The 25,444-nt window shown below is 68.1% G+C and carries 30 protein-coding genes and 2 pseudogenes; 15 read left to right on the top strand and 17 right to left on the bottom strand.

Annotated elements, in window-relative coordinates; all coding sequences use genetic code 11:
• Positions 1-43: 43 nt before the first annotated feature.
• From OG937_38445 to OG937_38435, 3 genes are all read right to left on the bottom strand, one after another.
• A complete protein-coding gene (locus tag OG937_38445) occupies positions 44-859 on the bottom strand; it encodes a Fic family protein (GenBank protein ID WUD77170.1) in 816 nt (271 codons plus the stop codon).
• A 375-nt stretch (positions 860-1,234) separates the two neighbouring features.
• Positions 1,235-1,771, bottom strand: coding sequence for a hypothetical protein (locus OG937_38440; protein WUD77169.1), 537 nt, complete (start codon positions 1,769-1,771; stop codon positions 1,235-1,237).
• Positions 1,772-2,181: 410 nt separating this feature from the next.
• A complete protein-coding gene (locus OG937_38435) occupies positions 2,182-2,730 on the bottom strand; it encodes a GNAT family N-acetyltransferase (GenBank protein WUD77168.1) in 549 nt (182 codons plus the stop codon).
• 7 nt (positions 2,731-2,737) lie between these two features.
• On the opposite strand from OG937_38435, the gene OG937_38430 reads away from it, so the two are divergent.
• Positions 2,738-2,998 (top strand): hypothetical protein, encoded by a 261-nt coding sequence (locus OG937_38430; GenBank protein ID WUD77167.1) that lies wholly within the window; start codon positions 2,738-2,740, stop codon positions 2,996-2,998.
• 306 nt (positions 2,999-3,304) lie between these two features.
• On the opposite strand, the gene OG937_38425 is transcribed toward OG937_38430, so the two are convergent.
• The 4 genes from OG937_38425 to OG937_38410 form a co-directional block, all read right to left on the bottom strand.
• The gene (locus tag OG937_38425) at positions 3,305-3,745 is read right to left on the bottom strand and encodes a VOC family protein (protein ID WUD77166.1); all 441 of its coding nucleotides are present in this window, start codon (positions 3,743-3,745) and stop codon (positions 3,305-3,307) included.
• A 10-nt stretch (positions 3,746-3,755) separates the two neighbouring features.
• On the bottom strand, positions 3,756-4,106 hold the full coding sequence (locus tag OG937_38420; protein ID WUD77165.1) for a hypothetical protein: 351 nt from the start codon (positions 4,104-4,106) through the stop codon (positions 3,756-3,758).
• A gap of 198 nt (positions 4,107-4,304) precedes the next feature.
• The gene (locus OG937_38415; GenBank protein WUD77164.1) at positions 4,305-4,868 is read right to left on the bottom strand and encodes a hypothetical protein; all 564 of its coding nucleotides are present in this window, start codon (positions 4,866-4,868) and stop codon (positions 4,305-4,307) included.
• A 34-nt stretch (positions 4,869-4,902) separates the two neighbouring features.
• The gene (locus OG937_38410; protein ID WUD77163.1) at positions 4,903-5,355 is read right to left on the bottom strand and encodes a hypothetical protein; all 453 of its coding nucleotides are present in this window, start codon (positions 5,353-5,355) and stop codon (positions 4,903-4,905) included.
• Between the two features lie 361 nt (positions 5,356-5,716).
• Here OG937_38410 and OG937_38405 point away from each other — a divergent pair, with 361 nt between their 5' ends.
• The 8 genes from OG937_38405 to OG937_38370 all read left to right on the top strand — a co-directional run bounded on the left by OG937_38405 (position 5,717) and on the right by OG937_38370 (position 12,964).
• A complete protein-coding gene (locus OG937_38405; protein ID WUD77162.1) occupies positions 5,717-6,223 on the top strand; it encodes a hypothetical protein in 507 nt (168 codons plus the stop codon).
• A 193-nt stretch (positions 6,224-6,416) separates the two neighbouring features.
• Positions 6,417-6,785 carry a hypothetical protein gene (locus tag OG937_38400; GenBank protein WUD77161.1) on the top strand — a complete coding sequence of 123 codons (369 nt, stop codon included), beginning with the start codon at positions 6,417-6,419 and terminating at the stop codon, positions 6,783-6,785.
• Between the two features lie 487 nt (positions 6,786-7,272).
• Positions 7,273-7,539 (top strand): hypothetical protein, encoded by a 267-nt coding sequence (locus OG937_38395; protein ID WUD77160.1) that lies wholly within the window; start codon positions 7,273-7,275, stop codon positions 7,537-7,539.
• Between the two features lie 140 nt (positions 7,540-7,679).
• Entirely contained in the window at positions 7,680-9,032 is a 1,353-nt protein-coding gene (locus OG937_38390; GenBank protein ID WUD77159.1) for a hypothetical protein, read from the top strand.
• Between the two features lie 497 nt (positions 9,033-9,529).
• Positions 9,530-9,874: a hypothetical protein gene (locus OG937_38385; protein WUD77158.1), complete on the top strand. Its 345-nt coding sequence runs from the start codon at positions 9,530-9,532 to the stop codon at positions 9,872-9,874.
• A gap of 776 nt (positions 9,875-10,650) precedes the next feature.
• The gene (locus tag OG937_38380; protein WUD77157.1) at positions 10,651-11,184 is read left to right on the top strand and encodes a hypothetical protein; all 534 of its coding nucleotides are present in this window, start codon (positions 10,651-10,653) and stop codon (positions 11,182-11,184) included.
• Positions 11,185-11,346: 162 nt separating this feature from the next.
• Positions 11,347-11,583 (top strand): hypothetical protein, encoded by a 237-nt coding sequence (locus OG937_38375; protein ID WUD77156.1) that lies wholly within the window; start codon positions 11,347-11,349, stop codon positions 11,581-11,583.
• 589 nt (positions 11,584-12,172) lie between these two features.
• Positions 12,173-12,964, top strand: a complete 792-nt coding sequence (locus tag OG937_38370; GenBank protein WUD77155.1) for a class I SAM-dependent methyltransferase — start codon at positions 12,173-12,175, stop codon at positions 12,962-12,964.
• Between the two features lie 303 nt (positions 12,965-13,267).
• On the opposite strand, the gene OG937_38365 is transcribed toward OG937_38370, so the two are convergent.
• Both OG937_38365 and OG937_38360 read right to left on the bottom strand, forming a co-directional pair.
• Positions 13,268-13,648 (bottom strand): hypothetical protein, encoded by a 381-nt coding sequence (locus OG937_38365; protein WUD77154.1) that lies wholly within the window; start codon positions 13,646-13,648, stop codon positions 13,268-13,270.
• Complete coding sequence (locus tag OG937_38360; GenBank protein WUD77153.1) at positions 13,645-14,001, bottom strand: hypothetical protein; 357 nt, start codon at positions 13,999-14,001, stop codon at positions 13,645-13,647. Before OG937_38360 ends, OG937_38365 begins: the two co-directional genes overlap by 4 nt.
• Before the next feature lie 681 nt (positions 14,002-14,682).
• Between OG937_38360 and OG937_38355 the strand changes: the two genes are divergently transcribed.
• The gene (locus tag OG937_38355) at positions 14,683-15,231 is read left to right on the top strand and encodes a hypothetical protein (protein ID WUD77152.1); all 549 of its coding nucleotides are present in this window, start codon (positions 14,683-14,685) and stop codon (positions 15,229-15,231) included.
• Positions 15,232-15,339: 108 nt separating this feature from the next.
• Here OG937_38355 and OG937_38350 read toward each other — a convergent pair.
• The 3 genes and pseudogenes from OG937_38350 to OG937_38340 all read right to left on the bottom strand — a co-directional run bounded on the left by OG937_38350 (position 15,340) and on the right by OG937_38340 (position 16,336).
• Positions 15,340-15,522: pseudogene (locus OG937_38350) on the bottom strand (NUDIX hydrolase).
• Positions 15,521-15,775, bottom strand: a pseudogene (locus tag OG937_38345) (4-hydroxy-2-oxovalerate aldolase). Before OG937_38345 ends, OG937_38350 begins: the two co-directional pseudogenes overlap by 2 nt.
• 18 nt (positions 15,776-15,793) lie before the next feature.
• Positions 15,794-16,336, bottom strand: coding sequence for a hypothetical protein (locus tag OG937_38340; protein ID WUD77151.1), 543 nt, complete (start codon positions 16,334-16,336; stop codon positions 15,794-15,796).
• 640 nt (positions 16,337-16,976) lie between these two features.
• On the opposite strand from OG937_38340, the gene OG937_38335 reads away from it, so the two are divergent.
• Complete coding sequence (locus tag OG937_38335) at positions 16,977-17,747, top strand: aminoglycoside phosphotransferase family protein (GenBank protein ID WUD77150.1); 771 nt, start codon at positions 16,977-16,979, stop codon at positions 17,745-17,747.
• 49 nt (positions 17,748-17,796) lie between these two features.
• Entirely contained in the window at positions 17,797-17,940 is a 144-nt protein-coding gene (locus OG937_38330; GenBank protein ID WUD77149.1) for a hypothetical protein, read from the top strand.
• 195 nt (positions 17,941-18,135) lie between these two features.
• On the opposite strand, the gene OG937_38325 is transcribed toward OG937_38330, so the two are convergent.
• Complete coding sequence (locus OG937_38325; protein ID WUD77148.1) at positions 18,136-19,311, bottom strand: GTP-binding protein; 1,176 nt, start codon at positions 19,309-19,311, stop codon at positions 18,136-18,138.
• 5 nt (positions 19,312-19,316) lie between these two features.
• Positions 19,317-19,487, bottom strand: a complete 171-nt coding sequence (gene rpmF / locus OG937_38320) for a 50S ribosomal protein L32 (GenBank protein ID WUD77147.1) — start codon at positions 19,485-19,487, stop codon at positions 19,317-19,319.
• A 416-nt stretch (positions 19,488-19,903) separates the two neighbouring features.
• On the opposite strand from rpmF, the gene OG937_38315 reads away from it, so the two are divergent.
• The 3 genes from OG937_38315 to OG937_38305 all read left to right on the top strand — a co-directional run bounded on the left by OG937_38315 (position 19,904) and on the right by OG937_38305 (position 22,625).
• Positions 19,904-20,833, top strand: a complete 930-nt coding sequence (locus OG937_38315; protein ID WUD77146.1) for a zinc ABC transporter substrate-binding protein — start codon at positions 19,904-19,906, stop codon at positions 20,831-20,833.
• 80 nt (positions 20,834-20,913) lie between these two features.
• Positions 20,914-21,726, top strand: a complete 813-nt coding sequence (locus tag OG937_38310; GenBank protein ID WUD77145.1) for a metal ABC transporter ATP-binding protein — start codon at positions 20,914-20,916, stop codon at positions 21,724-21,726.
• Complete coding sequence (locus OG937_38305) at positions 21,723-22,625, top strand: metal ABC transporter permease (protein WUD77144.1); 903 nt, start codon at positions 21,723-21,725, stop codon at positions 22,623-22,625. The genes OG937_38310 and OG937_38305 overlap by 4 nt, the downstream gene beginning before the upstream one ends.
• Positions 22,626-22,831: 206 nt before the next feature.
• Here OG937_38305 and OG937_38300 read toward each other — a convergent pair whose 3' ends face one another.
• The 3 genes from OG937_38300 to OG937_38290 form a co-directional block, all read right to left on the bottom strand.
• On the bottom strand, positions 22,832-23,341 hold the full coding sequence (locus OG937_38300; GenBank protein ID WUD77143.1) for a hypothetical protein: 510 nt from the start codon (positions 23,339-23,341) through the stop codon (positions 22,832-22,834).
• A 745-nt stretch (positions 23,342-24,086) separates the two neighbouring features.
• On the bottom strand, positions 24,087-24,638 hold the full coding sequence (locus OG937_38295; GenBank protein WUD77142.1) for a hypothetical protein: 552 nt from the start codon (positions 24,636-24,638) through the stop codon (positions 24,087-24,089).
• A gap of 198 nt (positions 24,639-24,836) precedes the next feature.
• Positions 24,837-25,430, bottom strand: coding sequence for a DUF6193 family natural product biosynthesis protein (locus OG937_38290; protein WUD77141.1), 594 nt, complete (start codon positions 25,428-25,430; stop codon positions 24,837-24,839).
• Between the last annotated feature and the right edge of the window lie 14 nt (positions 25,431-25,444).

Here is a 25,444-nt window from a genome sequence, read left to right as displayed (position 1 = left end):
CAGGCGCGGCGCCGGACGCCCAGGTGTCGTTCTGCCGGCCGGCCTAGGAGCCGAGGGCGCCGAGGCTGCGTCGGGTATCCGCGCGGTGGACGTCGATGTACCGGGCGAGCATCAGTGCGTCCTGGGGGTCGGCGGCCTGGAAGGCGATGCGACGCAGCAAGCTGACCCCGTTCAACGCGACGCCCTCGCGAGCGAGTACGAAGACGAGGGCGAGGAACGCGGACCGGGCGTTGCCGTCGTCGAAGGGATGGAAGAAGCAGACGTCGAGATGGGCGCGGGCGGCTCGGGCGGTCAGGGGCAGAGGCTGCTCGCCGCCGGCTGCGCTCTCGGTCAGGCAGGCGTCGAGGCGGTCGCGGGTGCCCGGGCCGATGCCGTAGCGTTCCCGGCCGCCCTTGGCGAAGGCGGGCAGGGTTCGGAACGGTGGCGGCTGCGCTGTGTCCAGGACGTGCTGCTGCCAACCCTGCAGTAGTTCGAAATTGAGTGAAGCACCGCGTGCCGCGTCGGCCCGCAATTGTTCCAGGGCGGCGAGCAGGCCATCCGCCCTCGTGGCGTCCACAGCGCCGTCGAAGGCGCGGATGTCCTCCGCCGCGCCGTCGCGGGCGGGAACGACCGGGCCGTCGGTGACGCCGTCCGGCGCCTTCAACGGGTATGCCTCGAACCACCCGGCGAGACTCTCCAGCCATCCGCGCCACTCGCACAGCGCCGCGACAACCCGGGCGAGCGTCTCCTCCGGGGTGGTGATCGAGTCACGGGGGCAGCACCAGTTCCCGACCGGCCCGCCGTCGAAGTCGCCCTCGTCGTGCGCCCAGCGCCAGCCCACGGCCCAGCGGCCATAGCGCTCCACGAGGGCATGCGACATGGCGTCGGCCCAGAGTTTGCCCTCGCCGTGGCTCCAGGCACTCGTTGCCGGGTCGGCCACAGCAACGTCAGGGCGGCGGGGCACACGCCCGGCCGGCCCGAGCGAGCGCACCACCTGCGCTGCCGACGCACTGTCGAAGGGATGACGGGTGGGGTCCACCTCGTCCCAGCTCAGAAAGCCAGGGGACAGCACGGGAATCACCGCGCAAGCCTGGACGTCCACCGGCGCCCGCTCAAGTGGATTACCGCACAGCGCTGCTCGTCACCGTGGCGTCGACCTGCCGTACGCGTCCCGGTCGGACCGCCAGGCCCGTCCGCTCGGCTCGGCGAATCCGCGCGAGCCCGCGGCCAGGGCGATGATGAGAAACGCGGGGCGTCACACCCGGGTTCGAGTGACCTCGACCACCACGACCGTTGGCCGGTCGGGGATCACCGCACCTTCAGCCTCGTCGTGCGCGGTGTAGACGCCGTAGTGGGAATCGCCGTACCCCAGAACGTCGGTCTGCACATCAAGCTCCGCGTTGTATCCCCAGGGTCCGGTCAGCCGGATGAGGGCATGGATCCTGGCCGGTGCGGAGTGTGTGTTGACGACCCTGACGCCGACCCGGAAGGCGTCGCCGGTCTCCTTCAGCACAGGCTCACGCACGATGACACCGTCCTTCGAAGCGGCGGTCCCCGCGTCGCCGGTTCCGTCGTCCCCCTCCGGGCCCCCGCCCTGCAGCTCGGCTTCGGACTGCGACGGGCTCGCGTGAGCCGTCACCACGACGAGCGGGGACGATGGCGTCGTGCGTGCCGTGGACGGCCTCCCCTCCGACGGGCCGCATCCGGCCGCGAGAGCGGTCGCGGCGACGACCGCCAGCGACAGGCCGATGCAACGGCCGGCATGGCGAGACACCGCGGTGTCGAAGTCCAACGTGGTCCCCTCGGTTACGGAAGCCGCCTTCGGCCTGTGGTCACCGGCCCGGTATGGGCGCTGAAGCCGCCCTGGCCGATGCCACGACGGGGTGCTCCCCGGCGATGGGCAGGCCGATGCCGATCCGATGCTGCCCTCAGGTGATGGGAGGCCTGACCCCCTTGATCATTCGGAAAGGGAGATTACGGGAACGCTTGTTCGCACCGGAAGTGCGTGGCCGCACCGATACGGTCATCGGCCGGTTCTCGTTGATCGGTGGCCGAAAGGCGGATCCCCATGCCTCCCCGCAGACGGCCGGGCCCATAGGAACTCTCGCTGCGAAGCCCTGCGAGTTCTCATCAGGGCGAGTTGGCATCTTCTCATGTCACGGCCCGACCGGGACGTTTGCGATGTCCGCCGCGGCCGTACAGCTACTCGGCCTGGATCGCGTCTGCCGGGACCTCGAAGACGAGCTCGCGCCCGTCGCGCTCGTTCCCCTGCTCGCCGACGCACGTGAAACCGAAGCCCGCGATGGTGGCCAGGGAGGCGTTGTTGTCGGATCTGATAGTGGCCCGCACGGTCCTGACACCGGGTTCGGCGGCGGCCCTGACGAGCAGCGCTGCCAGCATGGCGCGGGCGTAGCCCTGGCGGCGGTACCCGGGAACGACGGTGTAGCCGACCTCGACCATGCCGGCCTCGTCCGGCGGCCCGTGGAACCCGGCGTCGCCGACGACGGTCCCGTCCGGCTCGGACACCGCGGCCCGTACGATCCAGGGAGCGACAGACGGGTCCTCGGCGAGCTGGCCGGCGCGGTAGCCGAAGATCCCGCGGGCCCGGTCAGAGACGAAGTACTCGTCAAGGGCGACCCCGGCCTCGGCGCTGCCGCCGGCGAGGTCACCCTCGGCAAGCGCTCGCAGCGCCTTTGCGCTGAGCTCGACGAAGCGGACGCGTTTGGGGGCGGAGAGAGGTTCGCTAGTCATCGCGGAGATGCTCGCCCAGCACCGCAAAGCTGTCCACCGCTTTACGGCCTCGGCGGACACGGTGATCGTCCCGGTTGGATCGCCCGCGACACCGCTTGAGTGCCTGACCGCGTCCGCGGTTGCGGCCCCGTCGCCCAGCCCGGTCAAGGCCGAGGCGGTCGTGGCCGCGATGGCGAAGGGCCAGCCGGACACGCCGGGGAAGCCGACGGAGAACCGGGCGCGGACCGCGGAGGCCCCGGCGAAGGCGTCGCCGCTCGGCTGGGGGTGAGCCTGGCGTCCGCGCGGGAAGCGGTCAAGGAACTGTGCGCGCTGTCCGACCGGCCGGGCGGCGTCGACCCGGACAGCACACCGTTCGCGGCGATCGCGAAGCAGCTCGGGGTCAGCGCTGACCGCTACGCCGACTTCCCCCTCCGCGCCAGCGGCCGTGCGGCCGTGCGGGTCCGCGAAGTCCTCCCGGCGCCCGACACCGTCCGCCGGCGGAATCCCCGGGCTCGTACAGCAGCCTGCGGCGCCCCTGTCGCAGATGCGTCATAGCGGTGCTGACCGTCGACATGCTCCGTGCGGCAGGCCCGCGTCAGCCAATCTGTTCGGCCAGGGCGACGATGATGCCTGCGGGGCCGCGGAGGTTGCAGAGCCGGTAGATGTTCTCGTACTGCGCCACCTCGCCGAGGAGTTCGGCGCCGTGTGCACGCAGGCGGGCGATGGTGTCGTCGATGTCGTCGACGGCGAACATGACGCGATGCAGGCCCAGCGTGTTGGGCGGAGGGTTCCGCGGCTCGGCGTCGGATACCGCGGGGGTGTGGAATTTGGTCAGCTCCAGCTTGCTGTGGCCGTCCGGGGTCCGCATCATCGCGATGTCGCTCCGGACGCCGTCGAGTCCGACGGTGCGGTCCGCATAGAGGCCTTCGATCTGCGCCTTTCCTTCCAGCTCCATGCCGAGCTCGGTGAAGAAGGCGACAGCCGCGTCCAGATCGTCGACGACGATGGCGACGTTGTCCATCCGCAGAAGAGTCATGCCTCTGAGCCTAACGACTCGATACGCGGTAGCGCGGGGTCGGTGGTGACATGACGACGGCCGCACAGGTGAGTGGATGGTGACGTCCTTGTCGGCCCGCGCGGCCTTGTCGCACCCAGCCTTCTGCGGCCTTGATCGTGCACATCTCGGCGACTTGATCGAGGAAGTGGCCGACCGGGTCGAAGGGCTCCCATTCGGTCCGGGCGTGGTCCGCAGCCTCTTTGATGGCGGCGTGGGTTGGGCAGTGCTGCTTGTGCCAGCACAGGTGCTCCGCGTACGGAAGGACGGTCAGGACATAGACCGCCATCACCTCCTGGACGGTCGGGAGCCGACCATCACCGGGGCGCAGGAACGGATCCACCAACTCCAGTCGCCACGTGCCCTCGCGGCCCAGAACCGGCGGCGTGTACAGGTGTGGGCCACGCCCCGAAGGTGCTCGAGAGGACCGGGGGCGAGGAAGCGCGCGTAGAGCAGGCCGATGACCCGCAAGATCACCGATACCCTCGAAGCCGCTTGACGGGACACGGGGCCGGAACGGTTCGAACCGGCGCCCGGCCACTCACGATTGCTTCTCGACATCCTTCACCGAGGACGGCCCCAACTGCTTGGCGCTGGCGTACTCCGGCATCGTCATGGGCTTGTCGAACAGGAAGAACGACTGGTTCGTGCCGACCGTGAACTCCATGTACGCGTTCGTCGTCGCGTCAAAGCCATAGTAGGCGTTGCAGGTCGAACCGGAGGTGTACGTGCCGTCCATGCCGGGCTGCGCGAGGACCGCGACGCCGTTGGAGGTGGACTCCACCCGCTCCGTCGGCGTGAGCATCTTGCAGCGCGGCACCGGCAGGCCCTTCATGATGAAGTACCCGTACTCGCCGTTGGCGTTCTGGATGTAGACGTAGGAGAGTTTGCCCCGCTGCCCCCACGTCTTGACCCACTGGTTGATCGCTTCGCGGGTCGGCGAGTACTCCATGCGGCCTGCCGGCTGCTGGGCCACGAGGCGGTCGTAGTTGTCCTGCTTGGCCTTGTTCTCCTTGTCCTGGCTGGACTCGGTGCAGGACGTCAGGACGAGGCCCACGACGAGCGCGACGAGGGTGGCCAGGGCCATGCGTGCGAACTTCTTCATGCGATGCTGCCCTCTTCCCGGAATGAGGTGCGGATCAGTTGGTGCACGTGGTGCGCTCGGCGGTGGCATCCAGCCGGTACGGCAGATCCTTGTCACGGAAGGGCGCGCGGTGCTCCTGGGCGGCCTTCGAGTTGTAGGCGTTGACCGACTCGATCCGCGTGGCCTTCAGCGCGGTGATCGACTGGTCGATCTGCGTCGTTCGGATCTCCGAGGCGGCCTTCCGCTCCTCCTGCAGTGCCTGGATCGTCCCTTCGGCGTTCTGCACGGCCGCGCACAGATCGAAGAACTCCTCGTACGTGGTCTGCCGGAACTCGCCCGAAGCGACTGTGTTCTCGCGCTCGTCCGCCTCACCGCGGAACGGGGCGGTGATCCACCCCGCGCCGCCGAAGGCGAACACCCCGATCACGTACAACACCGCCAGGGCGATGACTCCGCCGACGGCCCATGCCCCTAACCATGCCCCCTCGCGTACCTGACCCATGGACATCCCCCTTCACGTGTGGCTCCGCGGCGTCGAACCACCTATTGCGGAGGAGGACACGGCGCCCGGGTGAAACGGTTCCGCCGGCGCGAGCGTCAGGAAGGGGTTGCCGGCGCGGTCGAGCGACTGCCGCACGCGGTCACTCGGCCAGGCGGCCCCCGGCACGTGTTACGCCCGGCGTCCCGTCAAGCCTCGCCCACTGCTGGTGGATTGGGGGCGGGGTGGCTGCGCATCGGCCGGGAGGCTGCCATAGGGTTCGGCGCGGACCGGCGTGTTCGGTCAGTTGCGGTACAGGGCAGTTCAGTTCAGGTCAGATCAGGTCACAGTCAGGCAGTCGCCCGACGGGCACGTGCAGGGGAGCACCAGCGTGAGTCTCATCAAGAAGGCATTCGAAGTCATCGAGAAGGGCTTTGACGCGGGCGGTGACGCCATCCACGACTTCACCGTCAACCGCCGCACGGCCGAGCTCTTCCTGAAGCTGGGTGTCGCGGTCTACGCCGAGCAGCGCCTCGGCGGCTCGCACGAGCCGGTGGAGCGGATGTTCGAGGCCCTGGAGGGCCACGTCGCCGAGAACGGCGAGGTGGAGCTCGACCACCTCAAGGAGGCCCACGAGGTCCTGGGCGAGGCGTTCGTGGCCAAGCACACCGCGGAGATCGAGGCGGCGGAGGCCGCCGAGGCCAAGGCCGTCGAGGAAGCCAAGGCCGCCGCTGCCGCTGCGGCCGCCGCCGTGACTCCCGCGGCTCCCGTCGCGGCCCCCGCGGTTCCGGCGCAGGACGCTCCTGCCGCTCCCGTGGAGGCGGCCGCCGCCCCCGTCGCCCCGGCGGAGGCCCCCGCCCCCGCCCCGGCTCCGGTGGAGTCCACCCCCGCCGGCTGACCCATGCGCGAAGGCTCGGCAGACGTCGTATGGCGGATTCCAGGGATCGCCGCAACACGTGATCATTGGCGTGTGCGGCCGGGAGTGTAAGCAACGGCTCGGCCGGGAGTTCCCGGCCGAGCCGTTGCCGCATCGTCGGCGGGAATGCTCCCAGAGCCCCGTCCCTCCGTGGACAGGGCAAGAATGAAGGCTCATGAATGGCGGATCGGACTGGCCGAAGGACAAACTCTCCGCGCTCCGCCTCGGCAGGAGGCTGGTTGCGGAGGTCCCGGCATCGCGGCCGGATCGTCGCGCGTTCATGGACATCCGCCCCCAGCAGACCGAGGCCGATGCCCAGGCGCGGGACGAGGGATGGGTTCGCAGCGATGTTGACCGTAGCTTCCGGCTTGACCACTGGGAGTACGACCGAGAGCGCGTCGACGGCTTCGACTACGACATCGACGCAGTCCTCATCAAGTCCGCTGAGGCCCCGGACGAGTCTGAGCTGATCACCGTGCTCAACACATGGGGCGTCCGGCCCGACCTCTTCGGCTATCCCTGGGACAGCGACGATCCCAGGTAGGGGAAGTGCAGTTCAGGGAGCCATCAGCTCGTGCAGACAGGTAGCAGAGCATGCCCAGCCGAGCGTTGTGCCAGGCCGGGTGTTCAGCTCGGCCGCGACCGCGCCAAGGTGATCGCGGGGGGGCACCGACAGGGCAGCGTCCTTGGGGAGTACCAACACTAGCCAAACGGACGGAACCGCGCCCGCGGGCAGTTGGTCGGGGTGGAGCGGAGCGGGAGTGCTGCCGGGACGCTCGTACCACTCGACGCGGTTCCCCACAGGTATCGCACCGGCCGCCGTGCGCGGACCGCGGGAGCAGAGCCAGATGGGTCCCAGCGGCGCCGAACCGGAGTGCGCACGGTGGCGCGCTGTTCTAGTGTCGGATGAAGGGGTGGTCTGCCGAGCCGACAGGGACGGAGCCCGGTTCCACGGTCGTACACCGGTCGTATCCGCTGCTCGGCGCCTTGGATTCCCGACCAGCCCCGGAGAGCAGGTGCCTTCCATGCACATGTCGATCCGAACCGCCGGTTTCCTCACCGGTCTGACCATCGCACTCGGCGGCGCGGCCTTCGCCTCACCCGCCGCCCACGCGGACATCCCGTCCTGCACGAACATGGTCCGGCAAACGGGCGTCGAGGTCTCGGACGCGGTCACAACGGCGTGCACCCTGGGGGTGCACGGTGACCTGAAGGGCTGTGTCAGCGGCCTGACCGGCGCCGGCGTGCCGGGCGGTGCCGCCACCGGCGCCTGCCGGGCAGCGGCCAACCCGCCGTGACGGCGCCTGTCGGCGCAGCCGGTCGTCACACCCTCCGCAGCACTGCACGCGGCTTCACGAAGTGAGGCGACGGCACTCGCCGCCCTCGCGGCCCCCGGTACGGCGAGCGGGTGTCAGTGGGGGGGGCCTAGGGTGCTCCCGTGAATGTTGATGATCTTGAGTGGCAGCGGGTTCATCTCGGCGGCGTTTCGCCGCGGATCGTGGACGAGATCCTCGAACACGGCGGCCTGGAGCCGCTGATGGAGGCAGCGCGGGAACGCGGGGACTGGTTCTGCGCCGAGGGCGCGGTCCGCGGGCTGTGCACCGAGGGCGAGTTCGAGCGGGCCTGGGATGTCATCGAGCCGTTCGCGGCCACCGGCTGGCAGCCTGCGGTCCGCCTTGGCGCCGACGTCCTGGCGGGGTGGGGCCGTATCGACCAGGCATTGGAGCTGGCGGACCCCGAGGCACGGGACGAGGAGACGCGTGACACGTGGCCGGACTACGCCGAGGTGCTGGTCAAGGCCGGGCTGGTGGACGAGGCGATCGACGTGCTCGTGCCGCACCTGTGCAACGCGTGGGTGCTCCGGTCCCTGGTGCGGATGACCGAGGGCCAAGGGCGCGACGACCGGGTGCTGGAGCTGCTCGCCCCGATGGCCGAGGAGTTTCGGCGCGGCCAAGAGCAGTGCAAGTGCGGCGGCCATGGCCTGTGGGACGTCCTGCCCGCACAGGCTCTCGTCCTGGAACGGTCCGGCAGGGTGGATGAGGCGATCGGATTGCTGGGCGCGGATGTGGCCGCGCGCCGGTACGGGCCGCAGAACACCGTCGAGTTCTATACCGAGCTGCTGGCGCGGCACGGGCGGATCGAGGAGCTGCACGAGCTCGCGACCGGCACCCAGATGTCCGTCGCCGCTCGCCCCTACGTGACGGCCCTGGAGGCCCTGGGGCGGGCCGGGGACGCGGAGGCGTACCTGCGCCGCCTCATCGACACCGGCGAGTATCCGGCCAGGTACCGGAGCGAGCTGCTGGAGCTGCTGGTCCGCCAGGGCCGGTTCGAGGAGGCCATCGAGGCGGTGGCGCACACGTTCGACGACCTCCACGAGAACCTCCTCCAGCCGGCGATGCTCCTGCTGGCCGAACACGGGCACCCGGACAGAGCCCTGGAACTCACGGAGGGGCGCAGCGCCGAGTTCCTCAAGGGGAGCGGGCACTGGCTCCCTTCCAACCGCTGGTGGCTGATGGGCGAAGTGGGACGCTGCCGTGAGGCCATCGCGGAGATAGAGGCGCTGCCGCCGGACGAGGTCGACGACCGGGACGTCACCATCGCGCTGCTGCTCGCGAAGGACGGCCGCGAGGAGGAGGCCATCGCCCACCTCCGCAAGCAAGTGCCCGGCCGCTGGTCAGCGACCGAGCTGGCCCGCTTGTTGGTCCAGCAGGGCCGCTGTACGGAGGCCATCGCCGCGATTCCCGATGTCACCGCCCAGCGAGACGAGCAACGGCGCGCCTGGGGCAAGTGAGAAACACGCAAGAAGGCGGCCGGAGGCAAGGTACGACCGTCCTGCGGCTGCCGGACCCAGGTGTGCGGTCCACACTCGGAACGTCGGGCTGGCCACGACAGCGGGGATGCGGCCGTCCGCCGAGGGATTGACGCAACCGGCGTCGATGCCTCCATGGTCGAGGTGCACTCCATGACCAGGAACGAGGCCGATCGACAGGCTCAACTACCGCTCGGCATCGGGAGTTCGTCTCCGTGGCGGAGGTCGCGCAGCGCCTCGGAGTCACCCGGCAGCGCGTGGATCAACTCCTGGACAGCCGCCCGGACTTCCCGCAGCCCTCATCCGCGCCGCGGTCGGCAGCCCGCCACAGCGGCCCGGAGCTCCTTCGGTGGGGTTCCGGGCCACCACGCTACGCCGCGGCGCGGCTCAAGGGGAACGGAAGTTGAGGCGCTGGCAGTCGCGGGAAAGCCCGCCCTACCCTGGTCCAAGGGGGCGAGGCGCGCGCGGTGGGGGCGAAGATGAAGCGCATGGTCGGAAGATTCGCGGAAGCGGCTTACGTGGTGCTGATCGGAGGTCTGGCCGTAGCGGGAGCCGTCGATGAACGAGCTGCCTTCTACCTGGCCGCCGTCGCGTTGACCCTCCCCTCGGGCGCCATCGCTTTCCCGGCGATGTACGCGGGTTATGCGGCGATCTCGGCGATCGGCTCGATCTGGGGTTCCGCCGCAGCCCCGGACGGGACGGAGGCCGGCTGGCTGAGCCTCGGCAGCGCAACGCTGAACGTGGCGCTGTTGACCTGCGCCGCGATCGCCAATGTCGCCTTGCTGGAGCGTCTGTCGCGCCTTCGGCGCCCTTCTCACCGCTGAGCCGCTCAACCACAGGCAACTACTCGACCAAGCCTCCGAGGCCATCGGGGAGACGGCCCTCGGCCGCTTCGGCCCGGGACCTCCCTGGTGGCGTTCCGGGCCGCTCTGCCACGCCCGAAGGGAGGCCCACCGATGTGACGACCATCACCAGGAGGCGCCTCTTCCGCCATCTCCATTACCCCAGTTATATGACGAATATGGACGACGTGGATCTGCCGCCGTTGGTGACGGTAGACGAGGTACCTCGGCGATGCTGGACGCGCTGGCGCCCGTGGCAGCGCCGTCCTCTCGAGTACGACCCCCGCAACGCGAGGCATGTATGGATCGCGGGAAGGCTCGCGTCAGCGGGACTGCGGGACCGCATGCGGGAACACTTGGTCATCGAGGCACTCCTTCGCGACCTAGCCAGGGCGGACACCGAAGAGCCGCACACCAGGGACGACGCCAGCGAGTAGGTGTGGCGCGCCACAGCGACTGAAAGGCGACGGATCTCTGTCGTGCGCGGTCGAGGCTTGACGGTCTAGCGCCGGGTGACGCCTGACGTCCGCCCTAGACCATCATGAAGCGACCGCAGCGCGGTAAGACTTTCTCTACTTCATCAAGACACCCGGCGTCGCTCACGCTCCGCCGGGCGCGCGGCCCGCGTCCGGCCGCACCCACGCTCCAGTCTGCGCCCCGCTCGGCGCGCCGTCCGCCACCGCGCGCCAGCAAGGGAAGGCCGAGGGCATGAGGTGAGAACCGCGCTGGCCGGGGGCACCGATTGCCGGAGATGTGAAATGCAGATGACCTTGTCCAACCTGGACGCAGTCCAGCTGCGTGCCTGGCATCAGAGTCTCACCGCGCAGCTCGGCCCCATGGTGGCCTCATTCGAAGCCATCCACGGCTACCCGCCCGGAGACAACGAGATCACTCTGGCCGGCCCCGGCCACCGGATGGCAGCACGTGAGCTCAGTGGCCATTCGGCGGTCCCGCCCTCGCTGGTTGCGTTCTACAGCGTGATCGGGGACGTGTCGTTGGGCGACGTAGGAAACGGCTACTTCATCCACTCTCCCGAAAACGTTCTCGAGGAACTCACCCGTGAGGGACCGGCTTACTCATCCATTTCCTGCGATCAAGTCGCTGTCGTGTTCGCCAGCGATGGGGGCGGCTCGCTGTTCGCCATCGATCGGCAGGGAGTGGTCTGCAAGTCGCAAGGCGCGAGCCGAGACGTTGACTTCGTACCGGCTGCCCAGGATCTGGTCACCTTCTTGGATCTACTCAGCCGCTCCGTCACTGACTTCATCGCCACCGGTCAGGCAGGACATGCCTAGAGCATCGGGCCGTCTCTGGGCCGTCCGTGACGAACCGACGTTGACGGACGATGACAACAGGTCACGGCGTCGGCGCGCGTCAGCGGCCGGGCAAGCCGCAGGTGGGCGCGTTGCTCACCACTTCCACAAGAACTGACCGTTGTGGGGAGGAGATGAACGACCATGAGTGACGTGACGCTGGCCGGAAAACGCTTTACCGTGACTCGATTCACCAACATCATCGATGACTGCTGGACCATGGAGTACGCGGAGCGGGGTGGCGATCTAGCGATTACTGTGTCGCGCCCATTCGAAGCACCCGATGACCAACTGGAGGTCTGGGCGTCCACAGAACTGTCTCCCGCCCTCACAGAAGCTGCACTTGAGGACGCCCGATCCTGGCTCTCTGATTCCGACTGACTGCCGCCAGATCCGGCGGGAAGCTCAGCTCAATGCCCTCGCAGCTCAGCGTCCAGAGTTCGCGTCGAGGGGATCGGGCGTGCCACAGCCGTGCCAGGTGAGGCGGTGCCGAACGGGGACCCACGGGGAACAGCGGTGACGGGGGCGCTTTGCTGCAGGTCAGCGTCCGCCCAGGTGAGGGATGGTCCGCAGCCTCAGCCTTCCAAACTGGTGCTCCAGGACGTGGGCAGCGACGCTTGACTGGGCTACTGTGCACCAACCGCCGCTGACAGGAGGAGCCGTGCGGCGGAGGCCAGGACGGCGCCGCAGCCTCAGGATGCACGGAATCCCAGGCAGGAGCACGCTGGACACCGCGTCGGGTGGTCGTCCTATCACCAACCGGGTCTTCAAGACCATCGCCCGCGACGCCTACGGCTTCCGCAACCCCGGCAACCAGCGCTTACGCACCCGCTGCGCGACCACCCGTCGAGCCCGTTGACACCTCGATGCCCGCTAATTTCGTTGAGCCCGCACCCTGCAATCGTGTTGGCTAGCGGCACCGAACTGTCCGTACCGCAGGTGTCCGCTGGGCTGTAGCAGGGAGTTAAACGTGCAGGACATTGTTGTCGACCCCGTTGCCCACAATCGGGCAGCCTGGGACAAGTGTGTCCAAGAGGGCAGCGAGTGGTCGAGGCCGGTGAGTGCTGAGGATGTCGAGCGCGCCCGCATGGGCGACTGGTCGATTGTTCTCATCGGGCGTGAGCCAGTCGACCGCTCCTGGCTGCCGACGGACCTGACCGGCAAGGACGTGTTGTGCCTGGCCTCCGGCGGTGGCCAGCAGGGTCCGATCCTCGCCGCCGCAGGGGCGCGGGTCACCGTATTCGACAACTCACCCCGCCAGCTCGGCCAGGACGAGATGGTGGCGGCGCGCGACGGACTCGAGCTGCGCACCGTCCTAGGCGACATGCGCGACCTCAGCGCCTTCGGCGACGCAACATTCGACGTCGTATTCCATCCGGTCTCCAACCTGTTCGTACCAGACTTGGCACCGGTGTGGCGTGAGTGCTTCCGCGTCCTGCGACCGGGCGGAACTCTGCTCGTGGGCTTCCTCAACCCTGATGTGTACTTGTTCGACCACGAGGCGCTCGACGAGCGCGGCGAGCTGATCGTCGTGCACAAGCTGCCCTACAGCGATGTCACGCAGTACTCCGCCGAGGAACGCGCCACGAAGTTCGGCGCGGATGCCCCTCTTGAATACAGCCACACCCTCACCGACCAGATCGGCGGGCAACTCGCCGCGGGGTTCGTCCTCACCGGCTTCGCGGAAGCGCCGCACCAATCCAACGCATCCGCTCAATACATGTCGCACTATTTTGCGACGCTGGCGGTCAAGCCGGGCTGACCCAGCCGTGGGGCTGGCCGAGACGGCCGTGTCTCCGAATGGCCAAGTGGAGCGCTGTGCCAGCCCGACCCCCACTCACTTCGCTGAGCCCTCATTGGGGGGCACGCTCTACAGATCAGTCACCATCCGCCACAGAGACGCCGTCACCCAAACCGGCGAGTGGCAACCCGTCTGGGACGCCATGAAGGCACTGGCGGCACAGCACGGTGACGACAACGTACGCCGCGTCGTGTGGTTCGCCGACTGAGCAAGACGCTGCGGCCGCCTATCGCTGAGCGCCCCTTCCGGAACATCTGAGGCCGGTCAGCCCATCCGGGCCAGCACGTTCCTGGCGATGAGCGCCACCGTCGTGACGTCCCCGAGCGCCTCAACCCGTCCTACGCCCCACTCCCGGTTGGGGTAGGCCGCGGAAAGTTCGCCATCGTAGAGCGCCGCACGTGCCCGGGGTACTGCCCGGTCCGCGAGCACCGCGAGTGCCGCCCGGTACCGGTCGGCCGACAGTGTGGGCAGGTTGAGATGGCGGCCGCTCTCACCGGGACCATCGTGCCGGGGAACGATCGTGAGTTCCCCGGGGTCGGGCACCTCCTCGCGGAGGACGTCGACGATCAGGTTGAAAATCGGCTCCTTGCCGGAGTACATGAGCCAGCCGTATTCGGGAGAGATGGAGACGCTGTAGAACTTCACCCGGCGCTCCCGCCGTCCAGTTCGCGCAGCACCTCGGTGGCCATCATGGCCAGGATCTCCAGGTCGTGGACCGCACCGACGATCTGGGCCTCGGACAGCGAACTGCGTTCACGAGCCCATGCCCCATAGGCGAGCGGGACCTCTTCGGCCAGAACGTGCAGCACCTCGTGGCGGCCGGGCTCCGGGAGGCGGTGCACCCGGAAGTTCTTCAGCACCTCGAACCCGTCCTTGTCGGCGTAAGCCCAGACGGACTCGTCGGTGACCCGTTCCTTCAGGTACTCCACGATCCACCAGAACGTGCCGGAGGACGTGGGCCAGACGTACTCCTCCGAGACACTGATGTCCCCGCTCATACACCCCACTTCCTTCCCATCCGTGAGCGCCCCGCCCTGACCGTAGTGCCCTCAGAAGACAAGAAGCGATCCAGGGTCTGCTGTCCTGGGTCCGCGTAGACGATCAACACTGTGACCTGCGATCGAGCGGTCAGCGGTTGTCAGTGTTGGTCGTCGTTGTGTGCCCTCGGACGACCCAGAGGCCGCCCTGGCCTGGCCCCGGTCGCTACGACTCATGGCGTGCCTCGGTGCCTTGGATCGTTGCTGCGGCGCCCCTTCAAGCTGATGGCCGGTCCGGCAGAATCTCTGCGTGCCGGTATTCCTCTGCGCGAGCTGCCAGAAGCCCATCTCGTGGCGGTGATCGCCACGGCCTTCGTTGAGCAGCCACCGGCCTCGTAGACATGCGATGAGTCAGGCAATGGTCCCCCACCACTTTGGGAGCGAGGTGGGGCGAGTTGGGGCCTGACCTGCGGCACGCCGACATCGACGGACACGGGAGCGGAGCACCGTTGGTGACCGCAGTTTCCCGTGACTCCCCTCTCAATCTGTCGCGGTTGTGGTACGGGGAGCATCTGATCTGTAGCTCACCACAGAGCGGCCATCCGGGGTGTCATCGCGGTTGTCACGCAGCCTCTGGTGCGTCAGTTTTCGGAGCCGGTTGCCTGGGAGGCGGTACTTCGCTGCTGTGGAACATCGCGTGTGATGATGCTGATCACGGATTCGGCATGTTCACGGTGGGTGCTTATGTGGTGGTGGGAACAGAAGATTGTTCCGGACGTGGACCGGCTGCAGTGGACGTGGGTGCCGCTTGAGAGCGTGGGACCCCTGCGCTTCGGGGCAAGTTGTGATGATGTGATCGAGGCTCTCGGCAGTGCTGCCTCAACCGGATGGGACCAAGAACATCGGTGGGCAGACTTCGACGACCTGGGCATCCGCACCTACTACGAAAGGCATGAGGACGGAGGTTTGATGGCTGTCATCGCCGATGTCCTTTACGGGCCCCAGGTCCACTATGACGGGACCACTTTCACGGGGCGGCCCCCCTCGGAGCTAAACCTGTGGATCGAGAAGGTCGCAGACACCGAGCCGGTCCACACCAGCGTCTACGGGGAACCCAGCTTCCCCTCTCTCGGTCTGGTCCTGCGCTCCACGGCAAACGGCGACCGCACGTTCAGCCGGCCGGTCTTCACCAGCCGGGCATGGATCCAATGCGCACATCCGGAAGAGCTTCTTCCACCGCCCTGGGCTTGACCAGCACCACCGCTCTTCACGCCCTGCCTCTTCTGGTGCCTCCGTGCCCCGTGGGGCTGTGAAGTTCATCGATTCGCCGCGGCCGGCGGTTGTTCTGCCCGTCCTGTGTCATGCGGACTCCTTCAACTGCTTGCCGTCGTGGCTGCGGACGTGGGGGCCGCCCCAGTCCAGTGCGTCCGAAAGCCGGATCGCCTGGACCTCGGACATGCGCTCTACGATCTCTTCGGGTGTGAGCCAGTCGACGGCTGTGGACTCGGCGGAGGTGCGCTCGGTTCCACTGGAGGGCTTGCAGAGCGGTATCCACGATTATGTCTTCTTGCCTGCCGCCCGGTCGCCCGACCTCGCGAAGCAGGTACCTCACGTCGACCCCGTAGAGGGCAGTGGCGGCTTCAGCGTGCCGCGGGAACGAAGAATGCACACCGGTGTGGCCGAGCGCAAGCGTCCGGTGATCCGCCTGAACCGGCCGGTCCCACAGCGGGCGCACCAGGTCCTCGGGGGCATCGTGCCGGCAACACAGGTCGCAACCGTGTTGCCGGTCCTGCAGCGCCACATGCTCCGCTGATCAGCTCGCTGCCTGCCACACCGTACTCAATGAATCCGCCGTCGTTGACGCATGCTGAATTCCGACCACCCGCCACCCCGCGGACTCCCGAGCCACTTCGAAATGGACAGCAAGACGTTCGATCTCGCTGTCGTCCACACGGCGACGTGACCAGATCACCTCGATCGCGACCCCGGCATCGTGATAAAACACCATCCTGCTGTCGGGTACGGCGGTGTACGAATATCCTTGCGCCCGCAACGCGGCTTGATGGCGTTCCAACCAGCCGATGACGGCGTCACCGTCGAGTAGCGAGTCACGCGACGCCGGCCCACTGATATGCAGCGGCGCCGCCCAGTAGTCAAGGATGAACTCCGGCCCCCGGGGAATCGCACCGCTGCCCACTGCTACCCAGGTTGGCAAGTAATCATCGAAGAACCAGTGCCCGACCTCGTCGCGGACAGCATCCTCACGAGAGCCGCCCATGTCAGTGCCACCTTTCATCTCGGCAGCGTGCACCTTCGGGTGCGCGCCCGGCTGAGACGGGATCGCTTCCGAGGACAAGGAGAACCTTTCCCTGCCTGCCCATCTGCTCCGCCCGGACCACGGCGTCACCGACCTCGTCGCGAGGGTGGCGGTTTGTGCCGTTTCGTGCGCTGTAATCCGGGTTACTCCATCTGATGGCGCATGCCATCAGATGGAGTGGCCCACGCTCGTGGGACGCCACTCCTGGCGGCCCTCCCGAAAGGAGGAAGGCCATGGCCAGAGGGTACGGATACTTGATCACGTGGATAGGAACGGCCGTGTGTGCTCGCGGCACGGAGTCCGATACCCCGGTTCAAGCAGTGTCGTGCGGAGTCTCCGTGCCTTGGCAGGACGCACAGCTCTTGCCCAACGTTGAACGGCATCATCCCAACGCACTCGGCATGCGCTGGTAACCACCATCGTGAGCGGGTGGGCTGGGCTCTCAGGAAGAGTTCAGTCTGGCCCCCTGCGCGGCCTCGAGGTCGACCCGGCTCATCGCCCTCTCACCCGCGGCATTCGACGCAGGTCAGCTGTACGCGAGTGAGCGACTAGCCTTCGTGGCGACGAGACAGGGGCCGGGCCTCGGCGACACGGGAGAGCATTCATCATGAGCGGCGAAGTACCCGCGGACTTGCTGGAGATTGTCGATGCGCTTCTGCCGGGCGCTCCCCTGGATCGGATGCGTCTGGCTGCCGATGGCAACGTCCATCATGTCGTGCTGCTGTCCGGCATCGCGGCCGTGCGGATCAGCAAGCGTCCGTCGGCGGCGGAAGCCCTGCCACGCCGGATGGAACTGCTGCAGGCGATCGGGGCCGCCGGTCTGCCGTTCGCCGTACCGGAGCCGCTCACGCCGGTCGCGGTCTTCGACGGCCGTGCCGCCGTTGCCGTGTCCTGGATCGACGGCGTCGCACTGCCTGAAGGAGAAGGGGACCCGGAGCAGATCGGAGAACTCCTGCGGGCCCTGCGGGAAGTCCCCCTTACAGCGGACCTCCGCCAGGCCCTGACCGCTGCCCAGGACCAGACCCCCACACGGGGCTGGGCCGGCATCCTGGCCGAGGACGTCATCCCCCGCCTGCCCGCACGGTGGCGCGACGACGGCCGGCGCCGCCTCGACGACGCGATCGCCCTGGAACCCGTACCCGACGCACTCGTCCACGGCGACCTCGCAGGCTCCAACGTCCACTGGAGCCCCGACGGCAAACTCATCGGCGTCCTGGACTGGGACCTCGCCCTGCCCTTCGACCCCGCCATCGACGCCGCCTGCATGGCCTGGCACGGCTGGGACACCATCCACGACGCCGTCGACCACGACACCTACAGGCGCGCCCGCATCTGGGACCAGATCTTCGGCATCGAGCACCTGATCGCCGTCCTGCCCGGCAAACCCCTGTCCAACATCGACAGCTACATCAACCACATCGTCCCCTGGCTCGAACGGCACACCCACTGACAGTCCCACCACAGGACTCACCGGGTTCTGCCCGACCGCACTCGCCTTCATGGGCCTCGGCCCCATGGTCGACCTGAAACTCATCGCCCTGCAGTCCGGCACGTTCAGCCGCGCCTTCGCCTTCCGCTTCCCCGCGGTCACCTGGACCACGGCAGTGCTCTGCGGCGCGAGCGTCGGATGGTGGCTGCTGTGAAACGCCCGCGAACCCGGCCCTGGATGCCGTACGGGTCCAGCGAGTCGACTCCCTCGCGAACCCGTACATGGCTGTCGCCAATACGCGAACCCAGAAGTGATACCAGGGACACGGCGGCACCCCGCAACGTCAGGCCGGGCGAAAGGGCCCGTGACCGGGCAGTGCCGTGGCTGCGACCACTGCCCGGCCCGGGAGTTAGGGGGACTGCGTCAACTGGCCTGCGTGCTCGTGCTCGCAGGCGTCGGTCACCTCGTGGACGACCCACTCGGGAAAAGGGTCGGTGATCGCGACGTCTCCCCCGTCGGCCATGAGGCAGGCCGACAGCGCCGCGTGCAGGGCTTCCGGGCGCAGGCCCACTCCGATGAAGACCAGCTCCTGAGCGTGGCTCGAGCCTGCCTCCAGCGTGCCTGATGGTTCGAACCGTGCGATGGAACCGGCCTGTGACCACAGCCCGGTCACCTGCGGCCTGCTGGCCAGGCGGAAGAAGCCCTTGGAACGCAGGACCTGTCCGAAAGCGCCACTGTCGAGGGCTTCGGTGACGAAGGCCCACAGGCGGCCTGGGTGGAAGAGGCGTTCGGAGCGGAAGACGGTGCTGGAGATCCCGTATTCCTCGGTCTCCGGCACATGGTCGCCGTTGAGTTCCATGACCCATCCCGGAGCTTGCTGAGCTCGTTCCAGGTCGAATCGCCCGGTGCCGAGCACCTCACGCAGGTCGACCTGCCCGTGCCGGGCCGGCACGACGTGCGCAGCTGGATTCAGGCGCATGAGCGTGGCCTGCAGTCGGGCGGCGGCGTGGTCGTCTACGAGGTCCAGCTTGTTGACGACGATGACGTCGGCGAACTCGATCTGATCCGTGAGCAGGTCACTGACCGTACGCTGATCGTCCTCGTACTGGTCGAGTCCGCGTTCGACGAGACCGTCCCCACCGGTGAGTTCGGGCAGGAAGCTCGCGGCGTCGACCACGGTGACCATGGTGTCCAGCTGAGCCAGATCGCCGAGCGTTGCGCCGTCGTCGCGGGGGAAAGCGAAGGTGGCTGCTACCGGCATCGGCTCGGAGATGCCGCTGGACTCGATGAGCAGGTAGTCGAAACGGCCTTCTCCGGCCAGCCGGGCGACTTCCTCCAGCAGGTCGTCCCGCAGCGTGCAGCAGATGCAGCCGTTGGTCATCTCGACCAGGCGTTCCTCCGTGCGAGACAGGGCCGCCTGGCCACCGTGCACCAGCGCGGCATCGATGTTGACCTCGCTCATGTCGTTGACGATCACCGCGACGCGAAGGCCGTCACGATTGCGCAGCACATGGTTGAGCAGCGTGGTCTTACCCGCGCCCAGGAAGCCTGACAACACCGTCACGGGCAGTCGGTCGTGTGCCACGCGAGTCAGCTCTCCGGTCGCAGCAGGCCACGCTCGTAGGCCTTGGTCAGCCTGCGAGGAACCCGGTACACCGAGCCGTCCACCACGACGGGGACCAACTCGGCAGGGATGGCTTTCCACTGAGCCCGACGGTGGCGGGTGTTGCTGCGAGACATCTTGCGCTTCGGGACGGCCACGACAGATCACTCCTTGGGAAGGTCGAGGCCACGCTATATGAAAATGGTTTCCGTTTCAAAAACCGGCTGCACGGGGGCTCGGGGGCAGGGTTCGCCCTGCCGCTTCCGACCGTGGGCGGGGGTCGACGCTTGACCAGCCGAGGGTGCAGGAGCGAGGGAGCGGCGACAGTTGCCGTCACGTGCCGGGCAAGGGGCGACGAGCAGCCCGACGGCCACAAGCCGCCCACAGTTCCGGTCCGGCCGGGCTTGGACCGCCCGCGCGCCATTCGCGCACTCAGGCCGTGCGGGGCGACCTTCAAGATGCTCTTGCCTACCCCCTGTCGAAACTGGTAGTCATTTTCATCTAAGCTGCTCGTGAGCGTGTGACCGTACGCCCCCTCAACAGCTCCCCCTCGCAGCCCTTGGAGGCTTCCTTCATGTCCCAGTCCTCTTCCCGCCTCGCCATCCTGCTGGCCGGTGCCGCATCGCTCAGCGTGCTGACCGGCTGCGGCGGTTCCTCCGGCGACGCTGCAAGTGCCAAGAGCAGCGATTCCGCGTCCAAGGTCACCGTCGTCGCCTCCACCAACGTCTACGGCGACATCGTCGAGCGGATAGGCGGCGACCGGGTCGACGTCACCTCGATCATCAGCGACCCCGACCAGGACCCGCACTCCTTTGAGGCCGACACCCGCAACCAGCTCGCCCTGTCCAAGGCGAAGGTCGTGGTGGAGAACGGCGGCGGGTACGACGACTTCGTCGACCGGATGCTGGGGAGCGGCAACGCCTCGGCGGACGTCATCAACGCCGTCGAGGTCTCGGGCCGGACCGCCCCGGCTGGCGGGGAACTCAACGAGCACGTCTGGTACGACTTCCCCTCCGTGAGCAAGATCGCCGACCGCATCGCCGATGCCCTGGGCAAGGCGGACCCGGACCACGCCGGCACCTTCACCGAGAACTCCGCCGCCTTCAAGAAGAGCCTCAGCTCCCTGGAGAGCAAGGAGGCCGCCCTCAAGTCCGCGCACGACGGCGAGGGCGTGGCGATCACCGAGCCGGTGCCGGTCTACCTGCTCGAAGCGTCCGGCCTGGCCAACCGGACACCCGAGGAGTTCAGCGAGGCCATCGAGGAGGGCGACGATGTGTCCGCCAAGGTACTCAAGGCCACCCTGGACCTCTTCTCCGGGAAGAGGGTCAAGGCCCTCGTCTACAACGAGCAGACTTCCGGCGCCCCGACGGAGAAGGTCAAGTCGGCGGCCGAGGCGGCCGGTGTGCCCGTGGTGCCCGTCACCGAGACCCTGCCCGAGGGCAAGGACTACCTGACGTGGATGAGCGACAACGTCGACGCGCTCGCCGACGCCCTGAACAAGTGACCTGGCAGCCCTCGCCGCCGGTCCCCGGGCCCCGCACCGGGAACGCGGACGTTCACGGCAGTCCGGCACCGCTGATCCAGATGAGGAACGGCGGTCTCCGGTACGGGGACCGCACCCTCTGGAAGGATCTCGATCTGGACGTCTCGCCTGGGGAGTTCTGGGCGGTGCTCGGACCGAACGGCTCCGGCAAGACCAGTCTGGTCCACGCCCTTCTGGGGCGCCGGCCGCTCTCCTCAGGCACCCTGCGTGTGCTCGGCGACGATCCCCGGCGGGCCGCGCGCCACATCGGGTACGTGCCGCAGCAGGGAACGGCCACGGCGCACGACATGGTGCGGGCCCGCGATGTGGTGGGCTACGGCCTGGACGGGCACCGGTTCGGGCTCCGCCGACGTGGTGCCGCCAACCGGCAGCGTATCGACGCCATCCTGGAGTCCGTCGGCGCGTACGCGTACGCGAACGCGCCCCTCGGCACCCTCTCGGGCGGCGAGCGGCAGCGCGTGCGCATCGGCCAGGCCCTGGCCACCGATCCCCGTGTGCTGCTGTGCGACGAGCCCACGCTCTCCCTGGACCTCCACCACCAGCGGGCGGTGACCGAGCTCATCGACCGCAGGCGCCGGGACCACGGGACCGCCGTGATGTTCGTGACCCACGAGATCAACCCCGTCCTCGACCTGGTGGACCGGGTCCTCTACCTCGCCCCTCACGGACACCGCACCGGTACCCCGGAGGACGTGCTGACGTCTGAATCCCTGTCGGCCCTGTACGACTCCCAGGTCGACGTCCTGCGGGTGCGGGGCAGGATCGTCGTCGTCGGTACCCATGACCAGCAGGCCGTGCACCACCCGGGACTCGACGCCGCGGACGCACACGAATCAGACGGAGCGCTCCCATGACGGCGGCCGAGATGTGGCAGCAGATGTTCAACTTCCAGGACTACGGCGCTCTGCTCGGCCTGGTGCGCAACTCCCTCATCGTGGGTGGCGTGCTGGGGCTGGTCGGCGGACTGGCCGGCGTCTTCGTGGTGCTCCGCGACCTGCCCTTCGCCGTACACGGGATCAGCGAACTGTCCTTCGCGGGCGCGTCGGCGGCCCTGCTGCTCGGGGTGAACGTGGTGGCGGGCTCGATCGTCGGATCGCTCGTCGCCGCCCTGGCGATCGGTGTTCTGGGCTCCCGCGCCCGCGACCGCAATTCGGTCATCGGCATCCTCATGCCGTTCGGGCTCGGCCTCGGAGTCCTGTTCCTCGCCCTCTACAAGGGGCGAGCGGCCAACAAGTTCGGCCTGCTGACCGGCCAGATCGTGGCCGTCGACGACCCGCAGACCGGATGGATGCTCACCGTGTCCGCGGTGGTGCTGATCGCCCTCGCCGTCATCTGGCGTCCCCTGACCTTCGCGAGCGCCGACGCGCAGGTCGCCGAAGCACGCGGCCTGCCCGTCCGTGGGCTTTCCGTGGCCTTCATGCTCCTCCTGGGAATCACGATCGCCCTGTCGGTGCAGGTCGTCGGAGCGCTTCTCGTCCTCAGCCTGGTGGTCACTCCCGCGGCGGCGGCCGGACGGGTCACCGCCTCCCCCGTGCTCCTGCCGCTGTTGAGCGTGCTCTTCGCCATCCTGGCCGTCGAAGGCGGCATCCTTCTCGCCCTCGGGAGCAGCATCCCCATCAGCCCCTACGTCACGACGATCTCGTTCCTCGTCTATTTCGCGTGCCGGCTTGCCGGAACACGGCGTGCTCGGCAGCGGCGCACCATCCGCGCCGTGACAGGGCCGCGGGCGAACCGGGAATGGGCTGAGGCCTAGAGCCCCAAGCGAGTGTTGTTCTGCCGCAGGGCTTGAACGGACGTCTACCGCCACCGCAAAGCGAGCCATCGTCGGGGCGCCGGCCCGTGCAGCGGCCCTGTGAGCAGGCACCGGAACTTCATCCTGTCGGGGCCAGCCCGATGGCCGTGACCGGTCCACCACTGGTCACAGTCATCGGTCTGCTTGCCGGTTACCGGCCCAGGCTCCTAGCAGTAGTTGTCGTAGCTGGTGCGGTATGCGAGGTCGTACGCGTCCTTGTAGTCGTCCGTGGCCTTTGCCGGAGCGTACGAGTGCCGGTAGTCGCACTTGAGGGTGAGAGCGTCGCGCTTGCCGTCCTTCGCACCCTTCGCCTTGCCCTCGGAGGCGTTGTTGGCACCTGCGGGCGTATTGGTAGCCGTCTCACCACGACAGTAGTTGTCGTAGCTGGTGCGGTACGCCAGGTCGTACGCGTCCTTGTAGTCTTCCGTGGCCTTTGCCGGAGCGTACGAGTGCCGGTAGTCGCACTTGAAGTTGAGGCCGTCCCGCTTGCCGTCCTTCGCACCCTTCGTCTTGCCCTCGGAGGCGTCGTCCGCAGGAAGGAGCGCGGCTCGCGAGGTCGTCGTTGCCGAGATGGTTGTGGTGTCGGCTGCCGCCTGCGTCATCAGCGCCGGCGAGAACGCCAGTGCTGCCGCGGCGACGGGGCTCGCCATGATCGCGATGCTTCGCTTCGCGCGCATAGCTATCCTCTTTCTTCGAGACGGTACGTGCACATGGCGCCTGAACCTGGCCAGGGCACATCCCGGGTGCGGGTTGCGATCCGGGGAGCGGTATCTACACCGCGATGCGCTGGGCACCATGAGGGCCGGTGGCTTCCGGCTTGCGGCGCCAACTTCCTCGCGTGCGCAGTTGGATTAAAGCTGCATTTGTGGCGCCTGTATTTCGACCGTATCGAGCGATGCGTGCGGTGTCCACTTATGGCCTAATGGGACATGATTGACGCCTCAACTGCCGTGAGAACACAGCGATGACCAGCAGAAATCTCCGTGTTCCCATTGATGCCTGCGGCAATTGTCAAATCCTCATCCATGCACGGCATGGCACTTCTGCACACCTTCCGACATCACGCGGATGGCGACGTGCCCCTCCCTTTCCGGGCGGCCCCGGGAGCGGTCCCCCGGGCGTTGGCGCGATCTTTGGCCGATACCCTGCTCGAGCAGGCGTCGAGCATGGCCCGGGGGCCATACGCAGGCGGTTGCGTCCAAGGAAATGGTGTACGGGTTCCTACCTGATAGGGGCGTTTTCCCGGGCGTCGGAGTGAGTCCCTGGATATGAGAACGTCGAGTTGATCGCGCCCGCACCCGAGACCACGGCGCGCGTGCTCCTGACACCCGCGCAACTCAAGATCGCGTTACGACCCCTATGGGCCGGGACGGTCGCCACGAGAGGCGCACGAGGGCGTCCCGAGTGGCGGCGGGGACGCGGTCAGCACTGCCAGAGGAACGCGGCCCTCTCGCAGGGACGGCAGACGAAGGTGTAACCCATGCCGCCGCCGCCGAAGTTCGCGGAGGTGGTGTGGTCGTGGCCCTCCTCCAGTTCCGCCGTGAACGCCATGGGTGCGGCGCAGGAGGGACAGGACGGGGTCTCGTCGCTCTGCAGCCAGTCCGGCTCGCCGCCCAGCCGTCCGAGGACGGGCGCCGTCGTGGCGACGCCGACGGGCTGCGGGCGCAGCGCGGTGACGGCGCCGAGCAGCGTCTCACCCTCGGCGGGGACGGCGGCCGGACCGAGCGGGCCGGTGAACAGGTAGGCGCGGTTGCCACCCGCGGCGGCGTCCCAGTCGTCGCACATGCCCGGGTCGTTCTGGCAGAAGAAGACGGCGACCGCCCCGCCGTCGACGGGCAGGTGCGCGAGGAACTGCAGGGCCCCGGCGCAGTTCCGGCAGGTCGGCCACACGAAGCCCACCGGGACGAGCGGGACTCCGCCGGTACGGAGGACGGGCGCGTCAGGGGCGGCCTCCCCGTCGTGGATCAGGAGCACGGCGACAGCCTAGATGATTGAGTCCGCTGTTCTCAGTGGTCGTGGGCGGTCAGGAGTCGTTGGATCTTGGCGTCGCCAGTCGTGCAAACGCCGACCGTGTCGCGTGGATTTCCCGTGTTGCCGAGTGGAGGCTCCCGGTGAGGTCTGCTGGGCAGTGGCTGCGGCAGTCATGTGCCAGGGCCCTGGCGCTCGGTAGCTTCATCCGCCGAGCGCGACTGGCGCCACCCCGGGAGGTAGATGGTGCACGGCCAGTGCCACAGCCTCCTTCGCCGTGGTGAAGACGCCGAGGTCCTCTTTGGCGATGCTCCTGCCCACTCCGTACGTGCCATCGCCTTTCGCGGCCAGGTACGGTCCAACGACGGTCAGGCGCGGGCGGGTTGTGGTCGAAAAGCGCAGCGCCCAGTGGCTGGTGAACGGGTAGAGGGCGCGCAGGGCCGGCTCGGCGTACGCCGCCTCGATCAGGGACTGGTGCGTCTCGTGCCAGTCGTACTCCATTTCGGCCGCCTCGAGGCGCAGGCCCTGCCACTCGGATTCCGTCAACCGCTCGGGATCGTGGTCGGGTACCTCGAGCCGTCCGGTCAAGTGCACAAAGGGTGCCGCTCGGCGGATGTCGTGCAGGGCCGCCCCATCGTGCCACGCCCGGGCGGCAGTGGCGATTTCTGCCAGGTTTTCTGTCCTGCCGTCGATGAGCGCCAGGCTCTGGAACGGTTCTGTGCCCCGGATCGACCAGCGGCGTTCGTACGACCAAGCGCTGATCTCCAGCGGTTCTCGGTGCGGCAAGGTGCTTGGCACGACCGCATGGACCA

The organism is Streptomyces sp. NBC_00510 (assembly GCA_036013505.1).
GTDB lineage: Bacteria > Actinomycetota > Actinomycetes > Streptomycetales > Streptomycetaceae > Actinacidiphila.
This window is presented reverse-complemented; position numbering and strand designations above follow the sequence as displayed.